The organism is Salinicola corii (genome assembly GCF_008298015.1).
GTDB classification, from domain to species: Bacteria; Pseudomonadota; Gammaproteobacteria; order Pseudomonadales; family Halomonadaceae; genus Salinicola; species Salinicola corii.
On sequence record NZ_VTPX01000009.1, the window covers coordinates 188,713 to 212,048 of the forward strand.

Sequence of the window (23,336 nt, forward strand, 5' to 3'; positions counted from 1 at the left end):
GCTAGGCGGTGGCCTCGTTCTCGATCTCTGACGTCGCTTTTTCTTCCCGACGCGTGACGAACGCATCGAAGGCGAAGTCGTCCACCGTCAGCATCTCCAGGACTTCCGCCTCGTGGGCGCGCATGAAGGCTGCATCCTCGTCGTCCAGCAGCCCGGTTTCGTGGGCGGCGTCGATCCACTGCTCGGGATGCAATGCGATCTCGGGCAGCGCTTTCTTGGCCCGCGCCTTGTTGAGCGTGCGATAGATCGTCTCGGCCCGTTCGGCGTTGGCCAGCAGGGCATTGTAGCGTGCCAGCGCGTTCTCCTTCTGACCCTCCTCCCAGCTGTCCCAGGTATTGCTCGTCAGCTTGTGGCGCAGCGCGGTGTCAGTGGAGATCGCCTTGGCGATCTCGCGCGTCAAGGCGTCTTGCGGCTTGTGCCAGCGGCGCCCCAGCGGCTGGGTGACGAACGCCAGCATATTGCCCAGGGCGCGGCTGGGCAGATTGTCGAACAGGTCGACCAGCGCCTGCTCCGCACGATTCAGCAACAACCGACAGCTGTAGTGGAACAGGGCCGCCTCGTTGTCGACGCGATCGGTTTCGTGCCACTGCTTGAGCACCATCGACAGCAGGTAGAGATTGGAGAGCACGTCGCCGAGACGCGCCGAGATCATCTCGCGCTGCTTGAGCTTGGAGCCGAGGCTGGCCATGGCGGCGTCGGCGCACAGGCTGAAGGCGGAAGAGAGCCGCGCGGCATCCTGTGCATAGGGCGCCGCGATGGCATCGAACGGAACGTTCGGCTTGCCGAGACCCAGTGCCTGGGTGAAGGCGCGGGCGCCGTTGCCGAAGATCAGCCCGATATGACGGAAGAACAGCCTATCGAAGGCCTCGAAATCGTTGGCATCCTTGGCCGCCAGTTCCTCGAGGACGTAAGGATGGCAGCGGATCGCGCCCTGACCGAAGATCATCAGGTTGCGGGTCATGATATTGGCGCCCTCGACGGTGATCGAGACCGGGTTGGCGCTGTAGCCGATGCCGAGATAGTTGCGTGGGCCCAGCGTTACCGTGCGTCCGCCGTGGACATCCATGGCGTCGGCCAGCACGTCGCGCTGGAACTCGGTCAACTGGCTCTTGAGAATCGCCGACGGCACCGCCGGTTTGACGCCGTGATCGATGGTGTTGGCGGTCTGCATCACGGCGGCCTGGGAGATGTAGGCCTTGGCGGCGATGCGCGCCAGCGGCTCTTGCACGCCCTCCATGTCCGCCACGGCGATATTGAACTGGCGGCGAATGCGGGTGAAGCCGCCGCTCCAGCCCACCGCGTAGCGCCCGATACCCGCGGCACCGGAAGGCAGGGTGATACAGCGGCCCACCGAGAGGCACTCGACCAGCATGCGCCAACCCTGGCCGGCCATGTCGAGCCCGCCAATCAGGTAATCGAGCGGGATGAACACGTCCTTGCCACGGATCGGCCCGTTCATGAACGGACTGCCGATCGGATGGTGGCGGCGGCCGATCTCCATGCCTTCGGTGTCACGCGGGATCAGCGCACAGCTGATGCCGATGTCGCTTTCGCCGCGCTCCAGCAGATTGTCCGGGTCGAACATGCGGAAGGCCAGGCCGACCACGGTGGCGATCGGTGCCAGGGTGATCCAGCGTTTCTCGAAGGTTAGCTTCAGCCCCAGGACCTCCTTGCCGTCGTGCATGCCGCGGCAGACGATGCCGACGTCCGGGATCGAGGTGGCGTCACTGCCGGCACGGGGGCCGGTCAGCGCGAAGCAGGGAATGTCGCGGCCGTCGGCGAGGCGCGGCAGGTAGTGATCCTTCTGCGCCTCGGTACCGTATTTCAGCAGCAGCTCGCCGGGGCCGAGCGAGTTGGGCACGCCGACAGTGCTCATCAGGGTTTCGTTGAAAGCGAGCTTCTGCAGCACGGCGGACTGCGCCTTGGCCGAGAATTCCAGGCCGCCGTAGGCCTTGGGGATGATCATGCCGAAGAAGCGCTCCTGCTTCAGATACTCCCACAGCGCCTCCGGCATGTCGGCACGCTCGCGGGCGATCTCCCAGGCGTTGCACATGCCGGCGGCGACGGAGCATTGGTGGTCGACGAAGGCCTGCTCCTCCTCGCTCAGCCCGGCATTGTCGAAGTCGAGCAAGCGCTGCCAGTCGGGACGGCCGCTGAACAGCTCGCCGTCCCAGGCGACGGTGCCGGCATCGAGCGCGACCCGCTCGGTCTCGGAGACCCGCGGGGCGATCTTCTTGAACAGCGCGAACAGGCGCGGCGACAGCCACAGCCGACGAATCGGCTTGAGACCGCAGACGGCGACGCCGACCGCCGCGATCAGCAGCAGCGTACCGATGACGCCGGCATCCAGCGCCAGTCCGACGACACCCAACACGGCGAGTACGGCCAGCGCCGCGAGTGCGCCGGCTTCGCGACGCATGACGACCAGACAGCCAATGACGGCCAGGACGATGAGCAGCAGTGTGATCATGACGAGCTCCGAGAGGAAAACGAAGAATTCAGACGAGCGTTTGAATTTGGTTTTCAGACTAGCGGATCGCACGACGGCTGACTAGGCCGGCGTGCTTATCCTTTGGGCTAGAGTCACGAGCTACGACCCACGAGCGAAGTCCGAAGCTTACGCTTCGCTGGTACGGTCCGAGGCGATGTGTCTTGGCCGCAGCCGACGGTGAAGCCTGTCGAGGTAAAGATAGACCACCGGGGTGGTGTAGAGCGTCAGGATCTGGCTGACGATCAGCCCGCCGATGATGGTGATCCCCAGCGGGGCGCGGAGGCCGGCATTCTCGTCGGTGCCAAGCAGCAGTGGCAGCGCGCCGAGCAGGGCGGCGAGGGTGGTCATCATGATCGGCCGGAAGCGAACCAGCGCGGCGTGGCGAATCGCGTCCTGCGGCGTCATGCCCTGATCGCGTTCGCAGACGACGGCAAAGTCCACCAGCATGATCGCGTTCTTCTTGACCACGCCGATCAGCAGGATGATGCCGATCAGCGCGATCAGGGTGAACGGCGTGTCCAGCGCCATCAGCGCCAAAAGGGCGCCGACCCCGGCGGAGGGCAGCGTCGACAGGATGGTCAGCGGGTGGATGTAGCTTTCGTAGAGAATGCCCAGCACCAGATAGACCGTCACCAGCGCGGCGAGTATCAACCATGGCATCGCTTCGATACCGCTCTGGAAGGTGCCGGCGCTGCCCTCGAAGTCGACCTGGACAGCGGTGGGCGGGTGGAGCTCATCGACGGCCTGGCGGATGCGCGCGGTCGCTTCTCCCAGCGATACGCCCTCCTCCAGGTTGAACGAGACCGTCGAGGCGGCAAACTGCCCCTGGTGGTTGACCGTTACCGGCGTGGTGCTGCGCTCGACGTGACTGAACGCCGAGATCGGGATCATCTCGCCGTCGCTGGCGCTGACATGGAGGTCGCCGATGGCATCGGGGGCCTGGCGGTAGGGGGCATCGACTTCCATCACCACGTAGCGCTGTTCGTCGGCATCGTAGAGGCTCACCACCTTGCTCTGGGCGAAGGCGTTGCCCAGTGCCGTGTCGATGGTGCTCATGTCCACGCCGAGACGCGAGGCGGTGTCCCGATCCACGACCAGCCTGGCGGCCAGGCCGTCGCCGCGGTTGTCGCTGTCGACCCCGGTGATGCCGTCGACCTGCTGCATCGCCTGCTGGACCTTCCTGGACCAGTCGTCCAGCAGTTCGAGATCGTCGCTCTTGAGGGTGATCTCGTACTGGGAGGCGCTGCTGGAGCGTCCGCCGATGCGGATATCCTGCAGCGGAAACATGAAGGTGCTGACCCCGGTCAGGCCCTGCAGGCTGGCCATCAGGCGATTGCCGATCGCCTGGGTCGAACCCTGGCGGTCGGCCTTGAGGGTGATGAACAGCGTGGCCGAGGAGCCGCCGCGGCCCGGGCCGCCGCTTCCCATGAAGCCCAGCACGCTGTCGACGGCGGGATCGGCCTGCAGGCGCTCGCGCACCTGGCCGAGCTTCCCCGAGACGGCGTCGAACGATAGCGCCTGGTCGCCGCGCATGGTGCCGAGCAGGCGCCCGGTATCCTGATCCGGGATGAACCCCTTGTCGACGGCGGTGTAGAGGTAACCGTTGAGAACGACTACGGCGACCAGCGACAGCAGCGTCAACCGACGATGCTTGAGCGCGATGTCCAGGGTCGTGGCGTAGCCGCGCACGAAGGCGTTGCCGGTCGCGGTCAGGAGGCGCTCCCAGCGTGGCTGTCGCTGGCGTTCGGGGTGCGGTTTCAGCCAGCGGGCGCACAGCATCGGCGTCAACGTCAGCGACACCAGCAACGATACGCCGATGGCCAGCGACAGCGTCACCGCGAACTCGTGGAACATCCGACCGATGAAGCCGCCAAGCAGTAGCAGCGGGATGAACACGGCCACCAGCGACACACTCATCGCGGTGACCGTGAAGCTGACTTCCCTGGCGCCGAGCAGCGCGGCCTTGAACGGCTTGACGCCCTGTTCGATATGCCGTGCGATGTTCTCCACCACCACGATGGCGTCATCGACCAGGAAGCCGATCGAGACAATCAACGCCATCAGCGACAAGGTATCCAGAGAGAAATCGAACACCCACATCATCGCAAAGGTGCCGATCAGCGACACCGGAATCGCGACACTGGGGATGATCGTGGCGCGCGCATTGCGCAGGAACAGAAACACGACCAGTACCACCAGGACGACGGCCAGCAGCAGCGTCAGCTGTGTCTCATGCAGCGATGCCTGGATGCCGGGCGCCCGGTCGAGCTGCACGCTGAGGTTGATGTTCTGCGGTAGCAGGCTGCGCACTTCATCGAGTCGCTCCCTGACGCCGGCGATGGTATCGATGATGTTGGCACCACTGGCACTGTTGATCACCAGTAGAACGGCAGGGAGATCGTTCTGGAAGCCGACGTTGTAGCGATCTTCCACGCCGTCGACGATCCTGGCCACGTCGCCGAGGCGCATCAGCGAGCCGTCGTCGCCCTTGGCGATCACGATCTGGCTGTAGTCGCTCGCCTTCAGCAACTGGGAGTCGGACTGGACCTCCCAGCGGTGCTCGACGGTCTGCACGAATCCGGTTGGCGACTGCGTCGTGGCCGCGCGCAGGGCGCCGGCCACGGCGTCCAGCGCGATGCCGGCATGGTTGAGCTTGCGCGGATCGATCGACACCCTGACCGCCGGGGAGGAACTGCCGCCGACGTTGACGTCGCCGACGCCCGGTACCTGGGCGATGGGTGGTGCGATCTTGCTGTCGGCGAGGCGATACAGCTCGCTGGTCGGCAGCGTGTCGGAGGTCAGTGACAGGATCATCACCGGCGCCGAGGCGGGGTTCAGCTTGCGATAGTGTGGCCGGCTGGTCATGGCGCTGGGAAGCAGCGGCTGGGCGTCGTTGATCGCGGCCTGGACCTCCTGGGCAGCCACGTTGACGTCCTTGTCGAGATCGAACTGGATGATCACGCTGGTGGAGCCGTCCGAGCTCGACGAGGTCATCTGAGTGATACCGGGAATGCGACCCAGCGAACGCTCCAGCGGCGTCGCCACTGTCGATGCCATGGTCTCCGGATTGGCCCCGCTCAGGCTCGCCGAGACCAGAATGGTCGGAAACGACACGTTGGGTAGCGGGGCCACCGGCAGCCGCTCGTAGGCGAGCGAGCCCAGCAGCACGATGGCCAGCGCCAGCAGGATGGTGGCCACGGGCCGGCGTACGAAGGGTGCCGACAGACTCACGGCGATGCTCCGTCTGGAGTCTCTCCATCACGACTTGCTTCATCACGACCGGGCGCATCGCGTTCGTCGTGTTCATCGTCATGGCGCCGGGTTCGGCCGAAGCGTACCGCGAGACGGTCGAAGAACAGGTAGATCACCGGCGTGGTGAACAGCGTCAGCAACTGGCTGAACAGCAGCCCGCCGACCATGGTGACGCCCAGCGGCTGGCGGAGCTCGGCGCCGTAGCCGCTGGCGAACATCAGTGGCATGGCGCCGAGCAGTGCGGCGAAAGTGGTCATCATGATCGGCCGGAAGCGCAGCAGCGCCGCGGTATGGATCGCCTTCTCCGCCGACATGCCGCGCTCGCGCTGCGCTTCCAGCGCGAAGTCGATCATCATGATGGCGTTCTTCTTGACGATGCCGATCAGCAGGATGATGCCGATGACCGCCACCAGGCCGAGCGAGTAACCGCCGATCTGCAGTGCCAGCAAGGCCCCGATGGCGGCGGATGGCAGCGTCGACAGGATCGTCAGCGGGTGAATGTAGCTCTCGTAGAGCACTCCCAGCACGATGTACATGGTGACGATGGCGGCCAGGATCAGCCACAGGGTGTCGCCGGTGGAGTCGGTATACGCCAGCGCCGAGCCGCGATAGGTGAGCGTGGTCTGGTCGCTGAGGGTGTCCGCCGCCGCCCGGTTGACGGCCTCGAAGGCCTCCGACAGCGAGTGGCCGTCGGCGACGGCGAACGACATCAGCGCCGAGGGAAACTGGTTCTGGCGTTGCAGCGAGAGCGGGGTGGTGCGTTCGGTCAGGGTCACCAGGGTCGATAGCGGCACCAGCTCATCGTCGTCGTTGGCGACGTAGAGACGTGACAGCGCCTGCGGGCCGTCGCTGTCGGTGGCGTTGGCGGCAAGGACCACCCGGTACTGGCTAGCCTGGGTGAAGATGGTCGAGATCAGGCGCTGGCCGAAGGCATCGTAGAGCGCGTCGTCGATATCGGCGACGCTGATGCCGAGCCGTCCGGCACGGTCGCGGTCGATGGTTACCTCGAGCTTGCGCCCTTCGTTCTGGACATCACTGCTGACGCTGGCGATGGCGGGGGAGCGCTCGAGTACTGCGAGAAGTTTGGCGGCGTCGTCGTTTAGCGCTGCGCGATCGCCCTGGATCAGGGCGAACTGATAGGGGTAGCGACTGATCGTATCTTCCAGCGTCAGGTCCTGCACCGGCTGCAGTGACAGGGTCAGCCCGGGAATGTCGCGGCTTTCGTTGCGCAGCCGCGCCATTACGCCGTCCAGGTCGCCACGTTCGCCCAGCGGTTTGAGATTGATCGAGAGGCGGCCGCTATTGAGCGTGGTGTTGGTACCGTCGATGCCGACGCTGGACGAGATGCTCTCGACGGCAGGATCCTTCAGCAGGCGGTCGACCAGTCGCTGCTGGCGCGCCGACATCGCGTCGAACGAGGTCGACTGCGTCGCGGTGGTGATACCGCGGATGACGCCGGTATCCTGCACCGGGAACAGTCCCTTGGGCGTGGCGATGAACAGCAGGGCGGTGACGCCCAGGGTGGCGACCGCCACCAGCAGCGTCAGCGTCTGATGGCCGAGAACCCAGTTCAGTGCGTGTTCGTAGCCACGGGTGAGGCGACCGAACAAGCCTTGACGGCTGCGCACCATGGCTTCGTCGTCCATCTCTTCGCCGCCGCTGCCGGCGGCTTCAGGACGCTGCTTCAGCCAGCGCGCGCAGAGCATCGGCGTCAGCGTCAGCGAGACGAAGGCGGAGATCAGGATCGAGATCGCCAGGGTTAGCGCGAATTCGCGGAACAGCACGCCGACCACGCCACTCATGAACACCAGCGGTATCAGCACGGCGAGCAGCGAGACCGTCAGCGAGAGGATGGTGAAGGCGATCTGGCGCGAGCCCTTGAGCGCGGCGGCCAGCGGCTTTTCGCCCTTCTCCACGTAGCGGGTGATGTTCTCCAGCACCACGATGGCGTCGTCGATGACGAAGCCGGTGGCGATGGTCAGCGCCATCAGGGTCAGGTTGTTGAGGCTGAATCCCGCCAGGTACATCGCGCCGAAGGTACCCACCAGCGACAGCGGCACCGCCAGGCTGGGGATCAGCGTGGCCGGAAGGTTGCGCAGGAACAGGAAGGTCACCATCACCACCAGTCCGATGGCGAGCATCAGTTCGAACTGCACGTCCTCCACCGCGGCGCGAATGGTGGTGGTGCGATCGGTGAGTATCCTGACGTCGACATTGGCCGGCAGCGTGTTCTCCAGCGCCGGCAGGCTCCGCTTGATGCTGTCGGCCACGCCGACCACGTTGGCGCCGGGCTGGCGCAGCACGTCGATCAGGACCGCGCCCTCGCGATCGGCCCAGGCCGAGAGGTAGGCGTTCTCGGAGCCGTCCTCGACCTTGGCCACGTCCGACAGCCGCAGTACCGAACCACCGTCGTTCTTGAGGATCAGGTCGCGGTAACCGCTCGCCGACAGCAGTTGATCGTTGGCATCGATGCTGTAGGCGCGGTAGGGCCCATAGAGCGTGCCCTTGGCCCGGTTGACGTTGGCGGCATCGACGGCGCTGCGCACCGCGGCGAGATCGAGCCCGTAGGCGGCGAGCTGGCGCGAGTCGACGGTGATGCGTACGGCGGGCTGGTGACCGCCGGCCAGCTTGACCTGTCCCACGCCGGTGATCTGGGCGATCTTCTGCGCCATGCGGGTGTCGACCAGGTCATAGACCTTCGTCAGCGGCAAGGTGTCCGAGCTGACCGCCAGGGTCATGATCGGCGTATCCGCCGGGTTGACCTTACTGTAGCTGGGAGGGCGGGGCAGGTCGTCGGGCAGCAGTGTCTCGGCCTGGCTCAATGCCGCCTGGACCTCCTGCTCGGCGACGCCCAGGTCGGAGTCGAGCGAGAAACGCAGCGTGATCAGCGAAGCGCCGCCGGTGCTGGTCGAGCTCATGTCCTCTAGCCCCGAGATCTCGCCCAGTTCGTCCTCCAGCGGGGAGGTGACGTGAGAGAGCATTACGTCGGGACCGGCGCCGGGGTAGAGCGTGGTGACCTGGATGGTGGGGAAGTCCACCTCCGGCAGCGACGAGATCGTCAGCAACCGATAGGCCATGGCGCCGGCGATCAGGATCGCCAGCATCACCAGCGAGGTAGCGATCGGGCGAAGGATGAACAGGCGAGACGGATTCATGATGTGCGGCCGTCACCGCTGTTGTCTGCACTGGCAGCGGGGTCCGCCACCTCGTCACTCGACTCTCCCGGCAGGGCATCGCTGACCACGCGCACCTTGGCACCCTCGCGCAGGCTGTCGACGCCGTCCACCACCACCCGTTCCCCCGCTTCGACACCGGACGACAGCGCGCTCTGCGAGTTCTGGGTCGCGGCCAGCGTGACGTCGCGCCGGGTCACGGTGTCGTCTTCCTTCACCACGTAGACGTAGTTGCCTTCCTGGCCGGTCTGTACCGCCGGCTCGGGGACGATCACCTGGTCGTGGAGGATCTGAGACACCAGGCTGACGTCGACGTAGGCGTTGGGATAGAGCCCGCCGGTCGGGTTGTCGAGGGTGGCGCGCAGGCGGATCGTGCCGGTGGCGTTATTGATGTTGCTGTCGATGCTGCTCAACCGGCCCGAGTAAGTCTCGCCGTCGGTGCCGGTCACGCTCACCGAGGGGTGGTCGCCGGCGACCAGGCGGCCACGGACGATATCGACATAGCGACTGGGCAGGGAAAAGATCACCGAGATCGGGTCCAGCTGGGTGATGGTGACGATCGGATCGTCGTCGCCGAGCTGGACAATATTGCCGGGATCCACGTTGCGAATCCCCACTACCCCGGTGATAGGTGCGGTGATATCGGTGTAATCGAGCTGGACCTGAGCGCTCTTCACGCTGGCCTGGTCACTGGCCACCGTGCCTTGGTACTGGCGCACGAGTTGGCGCTGCTGTTCCAGCTCCTGGCGCGAGACATAGTTGGTCTCGATCAGCTTTTCGTAGCGGGCCAGATCTTCCCTTGCCGATGCCAGTTGGGCCTGATCCTGGGCCAGTTGTCCCTTGGCCTGGTCCAATTGGGCCTGATAGTCGCGTGGATCGATCCGGGCGATCCGCTCTCCTTTCTGGACCGTTTGCCCCTCCTCGAAGTCGACCGAAATCAGCTCGCCCTCCACCCGCGGCCGCACGGCGACGCTTTGCAGCGGTCGCACCGTTCCCAGCGCCGTCAGCTCTATCGGCAGGTCCCCGCGGCTGGCGGCCACGGCGGAGATGGCCGTGGCGGGCATGCCGCTGGCGCTGGGCTGTTCCGGGGATCTGTCGTTGCCCTCGGGCTCGCCGTTGCTGCCGAGAAAATAGTAGGCGACGCTGGCCGCGACGAGGATCAGCAGCAACCACCACAGCCAGCGCAGCGGCCGGCGGGGGCGAGACGACGTGGGGGAGGATGACATGACGAAAGACGTTCCTTGTACGGACTTTGTGACGTGCGCGCTACACGGCTCGAACGAGCTGGGGGTCAGACTAGCGTAAAGCCGAACCCAGTGTAACGGAACACTGTTCGGACAATGCGCAATTAGCGCGTAAATCCTCCCGGTGAGGCGTTCGGGTATACGGGGCGACCGTGACGGCCCATGCCGATGGCGGATCGAGAGGACGGCAGACGGCAAAATGCCCGGCTCGACCGGCCGGGCATGGAAGGGAAGCGATGGCGCCCCGTGACGTCGTCAGGCGGATCTGGCGGGCGCCTGGCGAGCCGGCGCGCCGTCGGCGACGTAGTAGGGCGCCTCCGAGGCCGGTAGCGGCTCGTGTCCGCGCACGCGGTCGGCGAGCTTCTCGGCGATCATGATGGTGGTGGCGTTGAGATTGCCGGTCACGATCTGGGGCATGATCGAGGCATCGATCACGCGCAGCCCCTCGATGCCGTGAACGCGACCCTCGCCGTCGACTACGGCATCGTCGTCGCTGCCCATGCGGCAGGTGCCGCAGGGGTGGTAAGCGGTCTCGGCATGTTCGCGAACGAAGGCATCGAGCTGCTCGTCGGACTGCACGTCGGGGCCTGGCGAAATCTCTCGCCCCCGATAGGCGTCCATTGCCGGCTGTTCGATGATCTCTCGGGTCAGGCGAATCGCGGCACGAAACTCCTTCCAGTCGCGTTCGGTGGACATGTAGTTGAACAGGATGCTGGGCGCGCTGCGCGGGTTCTTGTCGACCAGTTGAACGCGGCCGCGGCTCTCGGAGCGCATCGAGCCGACGTGAGCCTGGAAGCCGTGGGCCTGGACCGCGCTCTTGCCGTTGTAGCTGATTGCGATCGGCAGGAAGTGATACTGCAGGTTGGGCCACGCCTCGCTATCGTCGCTGCGGATGAATCCACCGGCCTCGAACTGGTTGCTGGCGCCAATGCCCTTGCCCAGAAACATCCACTCAGCGCCGATCCTGGGCTGGTTGTACCACTTGAGCGCCGGATAGAGGGACACCGGTTGCTTGCACTCGTACTGGATATACATCTCCAGGTGATCCTGCAGGTTTTCGCCGACGCCCTTGAGCGGATGCACGATGGGAATGCCGAGCTTCTCGAGCAGTTCCGGATTGCCCACGCCGGAGCGCTGCAGAATCTGCGGTGAGGCGATCGCGCCACCGCACAGCAGCACCTCGCGGCGGGCCAGGGCCTGGCGCGGCAGGCTCTTGTGCAGGTAGTTGACCCCCACGGCCCGCTGGTCTTCGAACAGTATCCGGTCGGTAGTGGCATGGGTAACGATGGTCAGGTTCTCGCGCTGCTTGGCGATGTCCAGATAACCGCGCGCGGTGGAAGAGCGTCGCCCGTTGGGCGTCGTCGAGCGGTCCATGGGGCCGAAGCCTTCCTGCTGGTAGCCGTTGAGATCGTCGGTGCGCGGGTAGCCCGCCTCGATCCCCGCTTCGATGAATGCCTGGTAGAGCGGGTTGTTGCCGGCTTTCGGGGTCGCCACGCTCAGCGGTCCGTCGCCGCCGTGATAGTCGTTGGGGCCGATATCGCGGCTTTCCGCCTTGCGGTAATAGGGCAGGCAGTCACTGTAGCGCCAATCTTCCAGGCCCGGCTGCCTGGCCCAGTTGTCCAGGTCCAGGGCGTTGCCGCGGATGTAGCACATGCCGTTGATCAGCGACGAGCCGCCCAGGCCCTTGCCGCGCCCGCACTCCATGCGGCGGTTGTCCATATGCGGTTCCGGGTCGGTCTCGAACGCCCAGTTGTAGCGTTTGCCCTGCAGCGGGTAGGCCAGCGCCGCCGGCATCTGGGTGCGGAAGTCGGCGCGATAATCCGGGCCGCCGGCTTCCAGCAGCAGTACGCTGACCGCCGGGTCCTCGGTCAGCCGGGTGGCGAGCACGTTGCCCGCCGAACCCGCCCCGATGATGATGTAATCGAATTCCTGAGCCTGTTGCATACACACGCTCCTTCAAGAGAGAAGAGGGGAGACACCGTCGTATGATCGAGAGCAGCCCGTTATCGGTCAGAAAACCGAGGCGAACGGCCCCATCTCGACCTGTACGGACTTGGTCTGGGTATAGTGCGCTAGCGTCTCGACGCCGTTCTCGCGACCGATGCCCGACTGCTTGTAGCCGCCCACCGGCATTTCGGCGGGTGAGTCTCCCCAGGTATTGATCCAACAGATGCCGGCTTCGATCTGGTGAATGACGCGGTGAGCGCGATTGAGCCCCTCGGTGAACAGACCCGCTGCCAAACCATACTCGGTGTCGTTGGCGCGGCGGATTACTTCCTCTTCGTCATCGAAGGTCAGGATGGCCATGATCGGGCCGAAGATCTCCTCGCGGACGATGCGCATCTCGTCCTGACAGTCGGTATAGACGGTCGGAGCGACCCAGGCACCCTTGCCGAAATCACCCTCGGTCATGCGGTCGCCGCCCACCAGCAGGCGAGCGCCGTCCTGCTTGGCAATTTCCAGGTAGCTTGCGACCTTTTCCAGATGCTCGAAGCTGACCAGCGGGCCGAAGTTGGTTTCCGGATCCAGAGGATCGCCGGCTTTGATGCGGTTGACGCGCTCGACGATCTTGGTTTCGAAGGCCTCCTTCACCGAGTTGTGGACGAACACGCGGGTGCCGTTGGTACAGACCTGGCCGCTGGAGTAGAAGTTGGCCATCATCGCGCCGTCGGCGGCACGGTCGAGATCGGCGTCGTCGAACACGATCAGCGGTGACTTGCCGCCCAGTTCCATGGTGACGTCCTTGAGCGTGGAGCCGGCCGCAGCGGACATCACCTTCTTGCCGGTACCCACTTCACCGGTAAAGGTGATCTTGGCCAGGCCCGGGTGCTCGGTGAGCATGGCGCCGACGCTGCCGTCGCCTTGGACGACGTTGAACACACCGTCCGGCAGGCCGGCCTCGGTGAAGATCTCGGCCAGTTTCAGCGCTGTCAGCGGCGTGACCTCGCTCGGCTTGAACACCACGGCATTACCCGCGGCCAGGGCCGGGGCAGCTTTCCAGCAGGCGATCTGGACAGGATAGTTCCAGGCCCCGATGGCGCCGATGACCCCCAGCGGTTCGCGGCGGGTATAGACGAAGGAGTCTTCGCGTAGCGGAATTTGCGTGCCTTCTATGCCCGGCGCCAGGCCGGCAAAATACTCCAGCGCATCGGCGCCGGTCACCACGTCGACGCTGGCTGTTTCGCTGATCGGTTTGCCGGTATTGAGAGTTTCCAGCTCGGCCAGTTCGTCGTTGCGTTCGCGCAGCAGGGCGACTGCCTTGTGCAGGATGCGCGCACGTTCCATGCCGGTCATCGCCGCCCACTGGCGCTGGGCGCGCTGGGCGCTCTCGATTGCCTTGTCGACATCGGCCGCGGTTGCCTGCTGGACGCTGGCGATGACCTCGCCGTTGGTCGGGTTGACGGCATCGAAGGTCTGGTTGCCGCTGGACGGGGTGTGGCGGCCGTCGATGTAGAGTGTCTGCGTCTCGAGTCGTGCCATGATGACTCTCCTTCGGAATGGCGAATGAAATAGCGTTGCCGATGCCTCGGCGGTTCGGATCCGACTCGTGGATCAGTTGCCTGGCATGAGAGGTGCCGTCAGGCGTAGTCGTTGGCGCGGGTTCGATTGTGGCGAGCGGTCTCGAGCTGTACCCGAACATAGTCGTAGGCCAGTTGGCGGGCGCGGTCCACATTGAGGCCTTCCTGGGCCAGGGCGCCACGCAGCCAAAGTCCATCGATCAGGGCAGCCAGCCCGCGTGCGGCGTCTCTGGCTTCCCGTTTTGGCAGCACGCGTCGGAACTGGCAGCTCAGATTGGAGTAGAGTCGGCGGTCGTTGACCCGTTGCAACCGCTGCAGCGGCCGGTGATGCATGCTGCTGGCCCAGAATGCCAGCCAGGTCTTCATCACCGAACGGCTGGTCTGGCTGCGATCGAAGTTGCCGTCGATGATGGCGTGCAGATGCGCCTCCGGCGGGGCGTTGCCCAATGCCGTACGCCGTTCCAGCACCGCGTTGCCCAAATCGCTCAGGACGTGGCGCATGGTCGCTTCGAGCAGCCCGTCCTTGCCGGCGAAGTAGTGGCTGATGATGCCGGTGGAAACGCCCGCGCGCTTGGCGATTCTGGCAATCGTGGCATCGGCCAGCCCCGCCTCATCGATCGCCTCCAGCGTCGCCTGAATCAGTTGGCGGCGGCGAATGGGTTGCATACCGACTTTCGGCACGGGCTTTTCTCCTGCATGGGGCTGACGTGATCGAACCCTACGGATAACCCGTTTTAGGTCGGGTTTCCAGTCATCGCGGGGAATCGGCTTGTATTGAACCGGCGACGTCGGCTGTTGACCATTATGGAAATTTTTTATTGAACGGTCAATCAATAAAAACTAGTGTATTGTGTCATCGAATGGAAAATATGGCATTCGATAATCAGTGATTATTGATGAAAATCTACAATTACGTTCAGGGAGTTCAAGCACCATGAGATATCAGCCGATTCTGTGGACCCTAGCCGGTGCCGGCCTGGCTGCGGCGCCGTTGGCCCAGGCGCAGGAGCCCGAGAGCTGCCAGACCGTCCGTTTCGCCGAGGTGGGCTGGACCGATATCCAGGCGACGACCGCATTGACCAGCGTCGTGCTCGAAGGTCTTGGCTATGAGGCGAGTTCGGATACCGTCTCCGTGCCGGTGGCCTACGCGGGCATGAAAGGTGGCGACTTCGATGTGTTCCTGGGTAACTGGATGCCGTCGATGAAGTCGATCAGCGACCCCTACATCGAGAAGGGGCAGGTCGACCGTCCGCGCGCCAATCTGGAAGGCGCCAAGTACACCCTCGCGGTGCCGGAATACGTCATCGACGCCGGTGTCACCTCGGTTGCCGATCTGGACGAACATGCGGACCAGTTCGGCCACAAGCTGTTCGGCATCGAAGCGGGCAACGACGGCAACATGATTATCCAGCAGATGATCGATGACGACGCCTTCGGCCTGGGCGACTGGCAGCTGGTCGACTCCAGCGAGGCCGGTATGCTCGCCGAGGTTCGGGCGCGTACCCAGAGCAAGGAGTGGATGGTGTTTCTGGGCTGGGCTCCGCACCCGATGAACACCAACTTCGATATCGGCTATCTCTCCGGGGCGGATGACTACTTCGGTCCGGATTACGGCGGCGCCACCGTCTATACCAACACCCGCGCCGGCTACATCGGCGAGTGCGGCAATGTCGGCCAACTGCTCCAGAACCTGAGCTTCACGCTCGACATGGAAAACGAGGTCATGGGCAGCATCATGGACGACGGCGAGGACGAGAAGGAGGCGGCCCGCGCCTGGCTCAAGGCGCATCCCGAGACGCTGGACGGCTGGCTCGAGGGCGTGACGACGGTCGATGGCGAACCGGGCCTGCCGGCGGTCAAGGAAGCGCTGGGCGTCTGATCCACCGCCAGGGCGGATAGGGGAGAACGAGCCGAAAATTGCGCCGATTCTCATTGCAGGCTTGTCCTTCGACAAGCCTGCAGGTATAGTCCGCCCCCGTTGTCATTCGGCAACGTTTGCCGTTTCCAGGCAGCAGCGTCGGCTACGTAGCTCAGCTGGTTAGAGCACATCACTCATAATGATGGGGTCCCCTGTTCGAATCAGGGCGTAGCCACCAACGCTTTTCCTCTTTATCTCCGCGAAATCCCTTCGTTCGCCCGGATGCGCTCCGCACGGTCATCAGGCCTGCCGAGGAGGGGAGAGAGGATGCGCAGCGTATTGATTGTGTTCGATTATTCCTTTCCGGCAATTCGAGAAATCCTGGCCTCCGGCCTTGACGCAAAAGACTCAGCGCGTATACTACGCCGCGTGCTGAAGATGGTCCCCGATAGCTCAGTTGGTAGAGCAAATGACTGTTAATCATTGGGTCACAGGTTCGAGTCCTGTTCGGGGAGCCAACATCATCAGCCAGCGGTGAACAACGATCCCCGATAGCTCAGTTGGTAGAGCAAATGACTGTTAATCATTGGGTCACAGGTTCGAGTCCTGTTCGGGGAGCCATCGCTATCATCGTGTCGGGAAGCATTCATATCGATCCCTGATAGCTCAGTTGGTAGAGCAAGCGACTGTTAATCGCTGGGTCGCAGGTTCGAGTCCTGCTCAGGGAGCCAGCCGAACGCTTAGACAAAACATCCTGGTATGTAATACCGCCTCTGCACTCATTCCAATCACTGACGGATGAGGTGCAGTTATGCGTGTTTCAGCAACGGTTTGCTCCAAGGGCGGCGTCGGGAAAACCACCACGACGGCCAATCTGGGCGGTCTCCTGGCAGACGCCGGTCTACGGGTCCTGCTCATAGACCTCGACTCCCAGCCAACCCTCTCTTCCTACTATGAGCTGTCCCAGCCTGCCCCTGGTGGGGTGTACGAGCTGCTCGCGACAGAACTGGTCGACCTCGACCAGATCATCTCGCACACCGCTATCCCCAATCTCGACATCATCGTCTCCAACGACTATCGGAATCAGTTGCAGCAGTTATTGCTCAATGCCCCGAATGGTCGCTTCCGGCTGATCGACCTGCTCGATCGCTTCGCCGATCGCTATGACGCCATCCTGATCGATACCCAGGGCGCGCGCTCGGTGATTCTCGAGATGGCCGTCATGGCCGCCGATCGGCTGATCTCTCCCATCGTTCCCGAACTGCTCACCGCGCGCGAATTCGTGCGTGGCACCCAGGGCATGCTCAATGAGCTGCGCGAGCTGGCACGTTATACCCGTTTCGAGGTGCCGCCGGTCTCCATCCTGCTCAACAAGATGACCGACCAGCTGCGCGATGCCCGCGACATTGCCGACAGTATTCGCACCATGTATGCCGAGGTCGAAGATCACGGCATTAGCGTGCTCGAGACGCCGCTGGTCAATCTCTCCGCCTATCGTTCGGCAGCGTTGCAGGGCTTGCCCGTTCACCGGGTCGAGCCGCGCAAGCCATACAGCCGTAAGGCACCGGCCTGTGCCGACCAGCTCAAAGCCGTGGCCATCGATCTCTATCCCGAGTGGGCCGATGCCATTCGCGCGGTGGGCACCAATGCACCGAGCGGTAAAACCGGCACCGAAAAATCGGGGGTGGGTCATGTCCATTGAAGCCGCATCCCCGGCATCCGCCGAAGCCGAGGCCATGGGGCTTCTGCCACCGCATAGCATCGAGGCCGAGCAGTCCACGCTGGGTGCGTTGATGCTCGATAACACCAAGTGGGATGACATCTGCGTAATCGTCGATGCCGGCGCGTTTTATCAGTACCCGCACCGGCTGATCTTCAAGGCGATGGAAGCGCTATCCCATGACGAAAAGCCGCTGGATGTGGTGACGCTCTCCGAAGTTCTGGAGCGCGATGGGAATCTCGAGACCTGCGGCGGCTTGTCCTACCTGGCCGAGCTGGCCCGTCACACACCGTCGGCTACCAATGTGGTCGCCTATGCCGGCATCGTTCGCGAGCATCAGCGTCGCCGGCAACTGGCCAACATGGGGCGCGATCTCAGTCAGCGGGCGCTGGATGGGCAGCAGCTCAGTCAGGCGTTGATCGAAGCCACCGAGCGTCAACTGTTCGAGCTGGCTGAAAATCGGCAGGGCAAGGAAACCGGCATACGTCCGGCACTGACGGCGGCGATCGATACCATTGATCGCGCCTTCAACGCCAAGGACGGCATTACTGGCACGCCGACCGGCTACCAGGATCTCGATGCGCTGACCTGCGGCTGGCAGGACTCCGATCTGATCGTCCTCGCCGGCCGCCCGTCGATGGGCAAGACGACGTTGGGGATGAACCTCGTCGAGAATGCATTGGTTGCCACGGCGGGCCGTACCGAGTTGGCCACGGCACCGATCTTCGTCTTCTCGCTCGAGATGCCGGAGGAGCAGCTGATGCTGCGCCTGATGGCAAGCATGGGGCGGCTGGATCTGAGCAAGCTGCGCTCAGGGCAGCTCGACGATGGAGGCTGGGAGAAGCTGACCTCCGCCACGAATCGCATACTCGGGTTCGAAGAGCGCCTGTTCGTGGACGACTCCAGCGGGCTTTCCGCAACCTCACTCAAGTCTCGTGCCCGTCGGCTGATGCGCCGCCATGGCAAGCCGGCCCTCATCCTCATCGACTACCTGCAGCTGCTCGAGGAGCCGGGCTGCGAGAACCGCAACAACGAGATCTCCGCGATCTCGCGGATTCTCAAAGCCACCGCCAAGGATCTCAACTGCCCGGTGGTGGCGCTCTCTCAGCTTAATCGCACGCTAGAAAATCGACCCAACAAGCGCCCCTGTATGGCCGATCTGCGCGACTCCGGCGCGATCGAGCAGGACGCCGACGTCATCGGGTTCGTCTACCGCGATGAGGTCTACAACACTGATAACCCCGACAACAAGGGACTGGCCGAGCTGATCATCGGCAAGCAGCGCAACGGTCCCACCGGCACGGTGCATCTGACGTTCGTGGGCTCGAGCACCCGGTTCGAGTCTTTGGCGTGGAAACAGGTACAGGAGGCGCGCTCATGAACAGTGCAGCCCAGGAACTACTGCATCTCGAAACTCGCCTCGCTGAAAAACGCGACGAACTTGCGCGGCTCAACCGCGAATGTCGACTGCTTCGAGGTGAACGAGAGCGACTGATCCGGTCGCTTGAAGGCCAACTGGATCTGTTTCGTCAGCAGCTTGATCACACCGATCAATTCATCGGGGAGGTGCCCCATGCCTGACGCACTCCCGATCCGCTGCTCGACCCGCGCCTTGAAGCGTGTAGTGCGTTACGCCGTGACTCATGGCTGGAACGTTGAGCGCACACGTGGCGGTCACGTTCGTTTCGTCAAGCCGGGCTGCCCGCCCGTCTTCACCGGCTTTTCACCCAGCGACGCGCGAGCCGAGAAGAACGTGCTGGCACGCCTGCGTAGGGTTCAGCGACATGAGGAGGGTGAGGTATGAAGGATAACTCCAACCCAGCCATCAATGACTTGAGCCCTCGAGCGAGAGGCCTGCTGGCTGACTTGATGCTGCCGATGAGCACCTCGGATGAGCCTATCTACAGCCTGCCCAGCTGCACGCGGCATTGGTACCGCGCACACCATGCGTTTCCGGGTATGCGCGGTCGATGTGCGTTAAGCGTCGATCAGATGATCGTTCTCAACGGTGATGTCAGAGAGGTCCTGGCATTTCTTGGTATCACTCCGGAATGGATTCGTCAGCAGTTAGCAGGACGGTCACCCAGTGATGTTGTAGATCCCCGAGTGGACCAGGAGTGATGCCATGAAACACGTTCTTCACTTTCAGCCATTCGATATCAGTCGACAACAGATCGTCCTTGAAGGCGACGTATTCGCCTTGTCGAGGAATGACGGGTGGTTCTGCGAGCTTGTAAAGCAAGTGATCTGTTCGTTTCAGGATTCTCAGTGGTTCACTTTGACCGTGCGAGGTCTCCATCTCGTAATTCACTCGATAGACAAATTCCGCTTTTTCCGTCATGTCGGGCCTCCTGTGGCCAGTGTTGAGATGTGCTCTTGGGGAGCGTTTTCAACCTACCACGGGATGCGCCCGGCACCTTTTCCCAACGGTGCGGCGGGAGGTGTCCAATGACTCCCGATCGCATCCTTCGCAAGATCGAGCGCTGTCTGGCGCTGTCATGCTCTGCCAACGAGCACGAGGCCGGAACGGCCCTGCGTCAGGCGCAGCATCTGATGGACGAGTACGGCGTCAGTGAGATCGATGTCGCGGCATCGACCATCGACCGTGTGGCCGTCAAGTCGCCAACCGGGCGCAAGCCGCCGCGCTGGCTCGATCATCTGGCCAGCCTGGTCAATGCCGCCTTCGGTACCGCCACGGTCTACGAACCGCGTCCCACGTTCGAGAGCTGGCAGGGGTACTTCGCCTTCCTCGGCGAGGCGAGCCAGGTGCGCATCGCGGCGTATGCCTTCGAGGTGCTGCAGCGTCAGCTGATCAGCGATCGCAAGTCATTCCTGAACGGCATGCACAAGCGCGCGAAGCGCGTCACCAAGATCCGTCGGGCAGACGCCTATGCGCTGGCATGGGTCGCCGGAGCGTATGAGCACATCGTCCCGGTGCAGAAAACGGAGGCGTCAGTCGCGGCAATCGCGCACTTCCAGCAGCGCTTCTATCCACAGCTCGAGGCGATGGAGGCCATCGACCGCGGTCAACGCCGTGACGATCAGCGTGCAATGGCCCGTGGGTACGCCGCTGGTCGTAACGCGCGCCTGCATGGCGGCGTCGATCGCGACCAACACAAGGAGCTGTCCCATGGCTGAGATCGTCACGTTTCCGACACGCGCTGCGACCGACCGGGGCATGGAACGCTATCTGCTGGGCCGGGAATGTCTGGCCCTGGGACTGCTCGATCCCTTTGCCGGCTGGGTCGAGACACTGGAGTCCTGGTTCGCGGCGCATCCCCGGGCGCACAACAAGCGCAACGATGCGCTGCGCTCGCTGCTCGCCGATACCTGGCTGGTCTTCCACATGGCCTGCGACAGGGCCAGTCGGCTTGAGATGGAGCCCCACCACAGCCTGCGCTGGGCACAGCTCCAGTATTTCGACCTCAGCGATTTCGAGCTGCTGGTGATCGTCAATGACAACCTGCTCGATCTGCGTCGTGGCCTGCAGGCGCTGTGCCAGCAGCATCCGCCGCAGACGCGCAGCGACCTGAGCCTGCACGGGTTGACCCAGAGCATCGGTCGTCTCAACCAGCAGTTGAACCATTTTTTCGATTCTGATGGCTGCGCCTCGCGGCAGCCGGAGTGGACCTCATGAGTAAACCATCCGTTACCCCCGATCAGATCACGGCCAAGCTGAACCAGCCGGGGCCGACGCTCAGGAGCCAGCCCACCGATCGGCTGCCGGCACCGACCCGCGAACAGGCGATGTCGCTCACGCTGGATCAGCTGCGTCCCTACGATCGCAACCCCAGAACCCATCACAACCCCAAGTTCGATGAGATCAAGGCGTCGATCAAGGCAGTCGGACTCAAGCAGAAGTTGACCGTCACGCAGCGTCCCGGCGATGACCGCTACATGATCTCCGATGGGGGCAATACCCGCCTGACCATTCTCAATGAGCTGTATCAGGAGACGGGCGATCAGTCCTTCTATCACCAGGACTGCCATTTCATCCCGTGGCAGGGCGAGATCAACGTGCTTGCCGGCCACCTGGCCGAGAACGACAACCGGGGGCAACTGAGCTGGATCGAGCGGGCACGCGGGATCTTCGAGGCCAAACGCATGATCGAGGAGGACGCCGGCGAGACCATCTCCCAGCGCGAGTTGACCAAGCGGCTTCGCGTGCTGGGTTACACCATCAATCATGGCCACGTAAGTCGGATGCTCTACACCATCGAGCACTTTCTCCCCACGCTACCTTTATCACTGGATGCGGGAATGGGCCGTCCCCAGATCGAGAAGCTGATCTCCTATCGCCAGTTCTGTGACGAGTGCTGGACCCGCTGTGCCGACTACTGGATCGAGCACGCCGATGACTTGGGCGAGGGGGAACACTGGGCCAACAACGTCGTCGACGGCGATTTCGCGCTGGCCTGGCATGAGGAGATGGCCCAGCTCGATCACGAGGGGCAGACCGAATTCCGCTGGAACATCGTCGAAGATCGCTTGAAGGGCATGCTCAACGAGCACACCGGTCTGCACTTCAACCCCATCGACATGGCGTGGAAGAACTGGTTCACCGTACGCAAGTATGCCCGGGCGGCAACGGACGAGGAGCGCGCGGATATCTGGACCACTGTCGATAGTGAACTGGAGCGCCTGCGTCATCCCCAGGAGCGCCACCTTTATCCGCCAAAACCGGATACTTCTCCGGGTGGCTCGTCGTCCGGCAAGTCGTCGGCTCCTTCCTCTCTGCCATCGACCGCCAAAACCTCTCGTAGCGGTAGCGAACCCACCGGCGATGACGATGAACTCGACCCCAATGATCTGACCTTCGGCGATGGCCAGAGCGACCTCGATCCCGCGCCGGAACCGTCGCCGGCGCGCGGTGTGCCGGATGCGGGCGGGGTAGGCGAGTCGGTCGCCATGAAACAGATGCGCGCCCAGCTCGAGCAGCTCGAGCAGCGCAACGCCGAACTCGAGGCTCAGACCCAGCGAACACCGGTGGCCCCACAGGGCGGCAGCTTCGATGACGACTGGAACGACAACGCCGGCGGGCTACTGGACACCGATGGTCTGCTGCAGGAGCACAGACTTCAGCCGACCCGCTCTGCCGAAGAGCAGGCGACCATCGCCGCCGATCTGACCCTCTCTCCACACCACGAGACGGAGGGCCATCGCCAGCTGCGTCATTGGCAGGCGAAGGAACACGGCGAGGAGGCCATCGACTTCGAGGCAGCGGCACTCAAAAGCGTACCGCTGCAGGACGGTGGCCGTGTCGCCCCGATCACGGATCTCTGGCATGTGCCGACCTGGCGTCGCAACGCTCAGGATCTACGCATGCAGATTGGTGAAGTGGTCCAGGTGCTGGCCAGCTGGGCCGGCGTTGAGGCCAGCGGATCCAGCGAGGTCATTCGCCTCAATGCGCGCGACGGTATCGGTTACGAACTTGGTCCCCTTGAGGGCGCACCCAGCCGTCGTGCTCAGCTCGTCTGGCAACTGCTCGCCGGTCTCGAGGGCAACATCGATCCGGTGATGCCGAGCGACATCTCGCTATTGGGAGAACTGGTGGGCAGTCATGGTGACGACACCGAGGTGCGTCTGCCCGACGGTCTCTTCGTTCGTGTGTTCTGGCTGACCCGGCTGATCCGGGTGCTGCGTGACGTGCTCAATGCAGAGGGGGATTCGTGATGGCGACACCGCAACTCAACCATGCGCTGTTCAACCAGGCGCTGATCCTGATTCGTGAGGGCGACATGCGTCGCGCTCGCGCGCTGGGCTTCCGCGACGATGAGCTGCAGAGTCTCAGTCGGCTGCGGGCCAGCGAGATCGAGTCCCTGATCCACGAGTTTCCGGGCGTGGCCCGGTTCGAGCTGGATCACGACACCTTCAAAGCGGCGCTGCGCCGCGTCGATCGCGACCAGGATCGCGATGGGCTCGTCGATCACTGCATTCGACACGGGGCCAGCGTGTGTAGTGGTTCAATGAAACCGGACACCAGCGTAGGTGGTATTCTTCCCACCTTGAGCGAGGTGTCATATGGCAAGAAGACAACGACGATCCTTCAGCCCTGAGTTCAAACAGGAAGCAGCACAGCT

The 23,336-nt window shown here is 63.6% G+C and carries 17 protein-coding genes and 4 tRNA genes; 12 read left to right on the forward strand and 9 right to left on the reverse strand.

What is annotated here, in order from left to right:
• Window position 1: 1 nt before the first annotated feature.
• The 7 genes from F0A16_RS15910 to betI form a co-directional block, all read right to left on the reverse strand.
• Window positions 2–2,470: an acyl-CoA dehydrogenase gene (locus tag F0A16_RS15910; protein WP_149436388.1), complete on the reverse strand. Its 2,469-nt coding sequence runs from the start codon at window positions 2,468–2,470 to the stop codon at window positions 2–4.
• A 147-nt stretch (window positions 2,471–2,617) separates the two neighbouring features.
• Window positions 2,618–5,722, reverse strand: coding sequence for an efflux RND transporter permease subunit (locus F0A16_RS15915; protein ID WP_149436389.1), 3,105 nt, complete (start codon window positions 5,720–5,722; stop codon window positions 2,618–2,620).
• Window positions 5,719–8,898, reverse strand: a complete 3,180-nt coding sequence (locus F0A16_RS15920; protein WP_149436390.1) for an efflux RND transporter permease subunit — start codon at window positions 8,896–8,898, stop codon at window positions 5,719–5,721. Before F0A16_RS15920 ends, F0A16_RS15915 begins: the two co-directional genes overlap by 4 nt.
• The gene (locus F0A16_RS15925) at window positions 8,895–10,142 is read right to left on the reverse strand and encodes an efflux RND transporter periplasmic adaptor subunit (RefSeq protein WP_149436391.1); all 1,248 of its coding nucleotides are present in this window, start codon (window positions 10,140–10,142) and stop codon (window positions 8,895–8,897) included. Before F0A16_RS15925 ends, F0A16_RS15920 begins: the two co-directional genes overlap by 4 nt.
• 273 nt (window positions 10,143–10,415) lie before the next feature.
• Window positions 10,416–12,104, reverse strand: a complete 1,689-nt coding sequence (betA, locus tag F0A16_RS15930; protein WP_149436392.1) for a choline dehydrogenase — start codon at window positions 12,102–12,104, stop codon at window positions 10,416–10,418.
• 66 nt (window positions 12,105–12,170) lie between these two features.
• Window positions 12,171–13,640 (reverse strand): betaine-aldehyde dehydrogenase, encoded by a 1,470-nt coding sequence (betB, locus tag F0A16_RS15935; RefSeq protein WP_149436393.1) that lies wholly within the window; start codon window positions 13,638–13,640, stop codon window positions 12,171–12,173.
• Window positions 13,641–13,738: 98 nt separating this feature from the next.
• Window positions 13,739–14,359 (reverse strand): transcriptional regulator BetI, encoded by a 621-nt coding sequence (gene betI / locus F0A16_RS15940; RefSeq protein ID WP_149436394.1) that lies wholly within the window; start codon window positions 14,357–14,359, stop codon window positions 13,739–13,741.
• 253 nt (window positions 14,360–14,612) lie between these two features.
• Between betI and F0A16_RS15945 the strand changes: the two genes are divergently transcribed.
• The 7 genes from F0A16_RS15945 (at window position 14,613) to dnaB (ending at window position 18,637) form a co-directional block, all read left to right on the forward strand.
• Window positions 14,613–15,557, forward strand: a complete 945-nt coding sequence (locus F0A16_RS15945; RefSeq protein WP_149436395.1) for a choline ABC transporter substrate-binding protein — start codon at window positions 14,613–14,615, stop codon at window positions 15,555–15,557.
• A 140-nt stretch (window positions 15,558–15,697) separates the two neighbouring features.
• Window positions 15,698–15,774 (forward strand) — tRNA-Met (locus F0A16_RS15950).
• 204 nt (window positions 15,775–15,978) lie between these two features.
• Window positions 15,979–16,054 (forward strand) — tRNA-Asn (locus F0A16_RS15955).
• A gap of 27 nt (window positions 16,055–16,081) precedes the next feature.
• Window positions 16,082–16,157, forward strand: a tRNA-Asn gene (locus tag F0A16_RS15960).
• A gap of 34 nt (window positions 16,158–16,191) precedes the next feature.
• Window positions 16,192–16,267: transfer RNA gene (locus F0A16_RS15965), tRNA-Asn, on the forward strand.
• Window positions 16,268–16,347: 80 nt separating this feature from the next.
• A complete protein-coding gene (locus tag F0A16_RS15970; protein ID WP_149436396.1) occupies window positions 16,348–17,238 on the forward strand; it encodes a ParA family protein in 891 nt (296 codons plus the stop codon).
• Window positions 17,228–18,637 (forward strand): replicative DNA helicase, encoded by a 1,410-nt coding sequence (dnaB, locus tag F0A16_RS15975; RefSeq protein WP_149436397.1) that lies wholly within the window; start codon window positions 17,228–17,230, stop codon window positions 18,635–18,637. Before F0A16_RS15970 ends, dnaB begins: the two co-directional genes overlap by 11 nt.
• A 17-nt stretch (window positions 18,638–18,654) precedes the next feature.
• On the opposite strand, the gene F0A16_RS21800 is transcribed toward dnaB, so the two are convergent.
• On the reverse strand, window positions 18,655–18,831 hold the full coding sequence (locus F0A16_RS21800; RefSeq protein WP_187776046.1) for a hypothetical protein: 177 nt from the start codon (window positions 18,829–18,831) through the stop codon (window positions 18,655–18,657).
• Between F0A16_RS21800 and F0A16_RS15980 the strand changes: the two genes are divergently transcribed.
• The gene (locus F0A16_RS15980) at window positions 18,830–19,060 is read left to right on the forward strand and encodes a type II toxin-antitoxin system HicA family toxin (RefSeq protein ID WP_149436398.1); all 231 of its coding nucleotides are present in this window, start codon (window positions 18,830–18,832) and stop codon (window positions 19,058–19,060) included. The genes F0A16_RS21800 and F0A16_RS15980 overlap by 2 nt on opposite strands.
• A gap of 237 nt (window positions 19,061–19,297) precedes the next feature.
• Here the strand turns inward: F0A16_RS15980 and F0A16_RS15985 are convergent, their stop codons facing one another.
• Window positions 19,298–19,597: a hypothetical protein gene (locus tag F0A16_RS15985; protein WP_149436399.1), complete on the reverse strand. Its 300-nt coding sequence runs from the start codon at window positions 19,595–19,597 to the stop codon at window positions 19,298–19,300.
• A gap of 107 nt (window positions 19,598–19,704) precedes the next feature.
• Here F0A16_RS15985 and F0A16_RS15990 point away from each other — a divergent pair, with 107 nt between their 5' ends.
• Genes F0A16_RS15990 through F0A16_RS16005 form a run of 4 tightly spaced genes read left to right on the forward strand, consistent with a single transcriptional unit; the run spans window position 19,705 to window position 23,312 of the window.
• On the forward strand, window positions 19,705–20,394 hold the full coding sequence (locus tag F0A16_RS15990) for a DUF2786 domain-containing protein (protein WP_149436400.1): 690 nt from the start codon (window positions 19,705–19,707) through the stop codon (window positions 20,392–20,394).
• The gene (locus F0A16_RS15995) at window positions 20,387–20,893 is read left to right on the forward strand and encodes a hypothetical protein (RefSeq protein ID WP_149436401.1); all 507 of its coding nucleotides are present in this window, start codon (window positions 20,387–20,389) and stop codon (window positions 20,891–20,893) included. Before F0A16_RS15990 ends, F0A16_RS15995 begins: the two co-directional genes overlap by 8 nt.
• Window positions 20,890–22,929: a ParB family protein gene (locus F0A16_RS16000; RefSeq protein ID WP_149436402.1), complete on the forward strand. Its 2,040-nt coding sequence runs from the start codon at window positions 20,890–20,892 to the stop codon at window positions 22,927–22,929. The genes F0A16_RS15995 and F0A16_RS16000 overlap by 4 nt, the downstream gene beginning before the upstream one ends.
• Entirely contained in the window at window positions 22,929–23,312 is a 384-nt protein-coding gene (locus F0A16_RS16005; RefSeq protein ID WP_149436403.1) for an STY4526/YPO1902 family pathogenicity island replication protein, read from the forward strand. Before F0A16_RS16000 ends, F0A16_RS16005 begins: the two co-directional genes overlap by 1 nt.
• Window positions 23,313–23,336 lie beyond the last annotated feature (24 nt).

Excerpts from the sequence above, each read along its gene's own strand:
- F0A16_RS15995 (WP_149436401.1), top strand. The coding sequence starts at position 20,387 with ATGGCTGAGATCGTCACGTTTCCGACACGCGCTGCGACCGACCGGGGC.
- F0A16_RS15920 (WP_149436390.1), bottom strand. The coding sequence starts at position 8,898 with ATGAATCCGTCTCGCCTGTTCATCCTTCGCCCGATCGCTACCTCGCTG.
- dnaB (WP_149436397.1), top strand. The coding sequence starts at position 17,228 with ATGTCCATTGAAGCCGCATCCCCGGCATCCGCCGAAGCCGAGGCCATG.
- F0A16_RS15970 (WP_149436396.1), top strand. The coding sequence starts at position 16,348 with ATGCGTGTTTCAGCAACGGTTTGCTCCAAGGGCGGCGTCGGGAAAACC.
- F0A16_RS15980 (WP_149436398.1), top strand. The coding sequence starts at position 18,830 with ATGCCTGACGCACTCCCGATCCGCTGCTCGACCCGCGCCTTGAAGCGT.
- F0A16_RS15945 (WP_149436395.1), top strand. The coding sequence starts at position 14,613 with ATGAGATATCAGCCGATTCTGTGGACCCTAGCCGGTGCCGGCCTGGCT.
- F0A16_RS21800 (WP_187776046.1), bottom strand. The coding sequence starts at position 18,831 with ATGGGGCACCTCCCCGATGAATTGATCGGTGTGATCAAGCTGCTGACG.
- F0A16_RS15925 (WP_149436391.1), bottom strand. The coding sequence starts at position 10,142 with ATGTCATCCTCCCCCACGTCGTCTCGCCCCCGCCGGCCGCTGCGCTGG.
- F0A16_RS15990 (WP_149436400.1), top strand. The coding sequence starts at position 19,705 with ATGACTCCCGATCGCATCCTTCGCAAGATCGAGCGCTGTCTGGCGCTG.
- betA (WP_149436392.1), bottom strand. The coding sequence starts at position 12,104 with ATGCAACAGGCTCAGGAATTCGATTACATCATCATCGGGGCGGGTTCG.
- F0A16_RS15985 (WP_149436399.1), bottom strand. The coding sequence starts at position 19,597 with ATGACGGAAAAAGCGGAATTTGTCTATCGAGTGAATTACGAGATGGAG.
- F0A16_RS15910 (WP_149436388.1), bottom strand. The coding sequence starts at position 2,470 with ATGATCACACTGCTGCTCATCGTCCTGGCCGTCATTGGCTGTCTGGTC.
- F0A16_RS16000 (WP_149436402.1), top strand. The coding sequence starts at position 20,890 with ATGAGTAAACCATCCGTTACCCCCGATCAGATCACGGCCAAGCTGAAC.
- betB (WP_149436393.1), bottom strand. The coding sequence starts at position 13,640 with ATGGCACGACTCGAGACGCAGACACTCTACATCGACGGCCGCCACACC.
- F0A16_RS16005 (WP_149436403.1), top strand. The coding sequence starts at position 22,929 with ATGGCGACACCGCAACTCAACCATGCGCTGTTCAACCAGGCGCTGATC.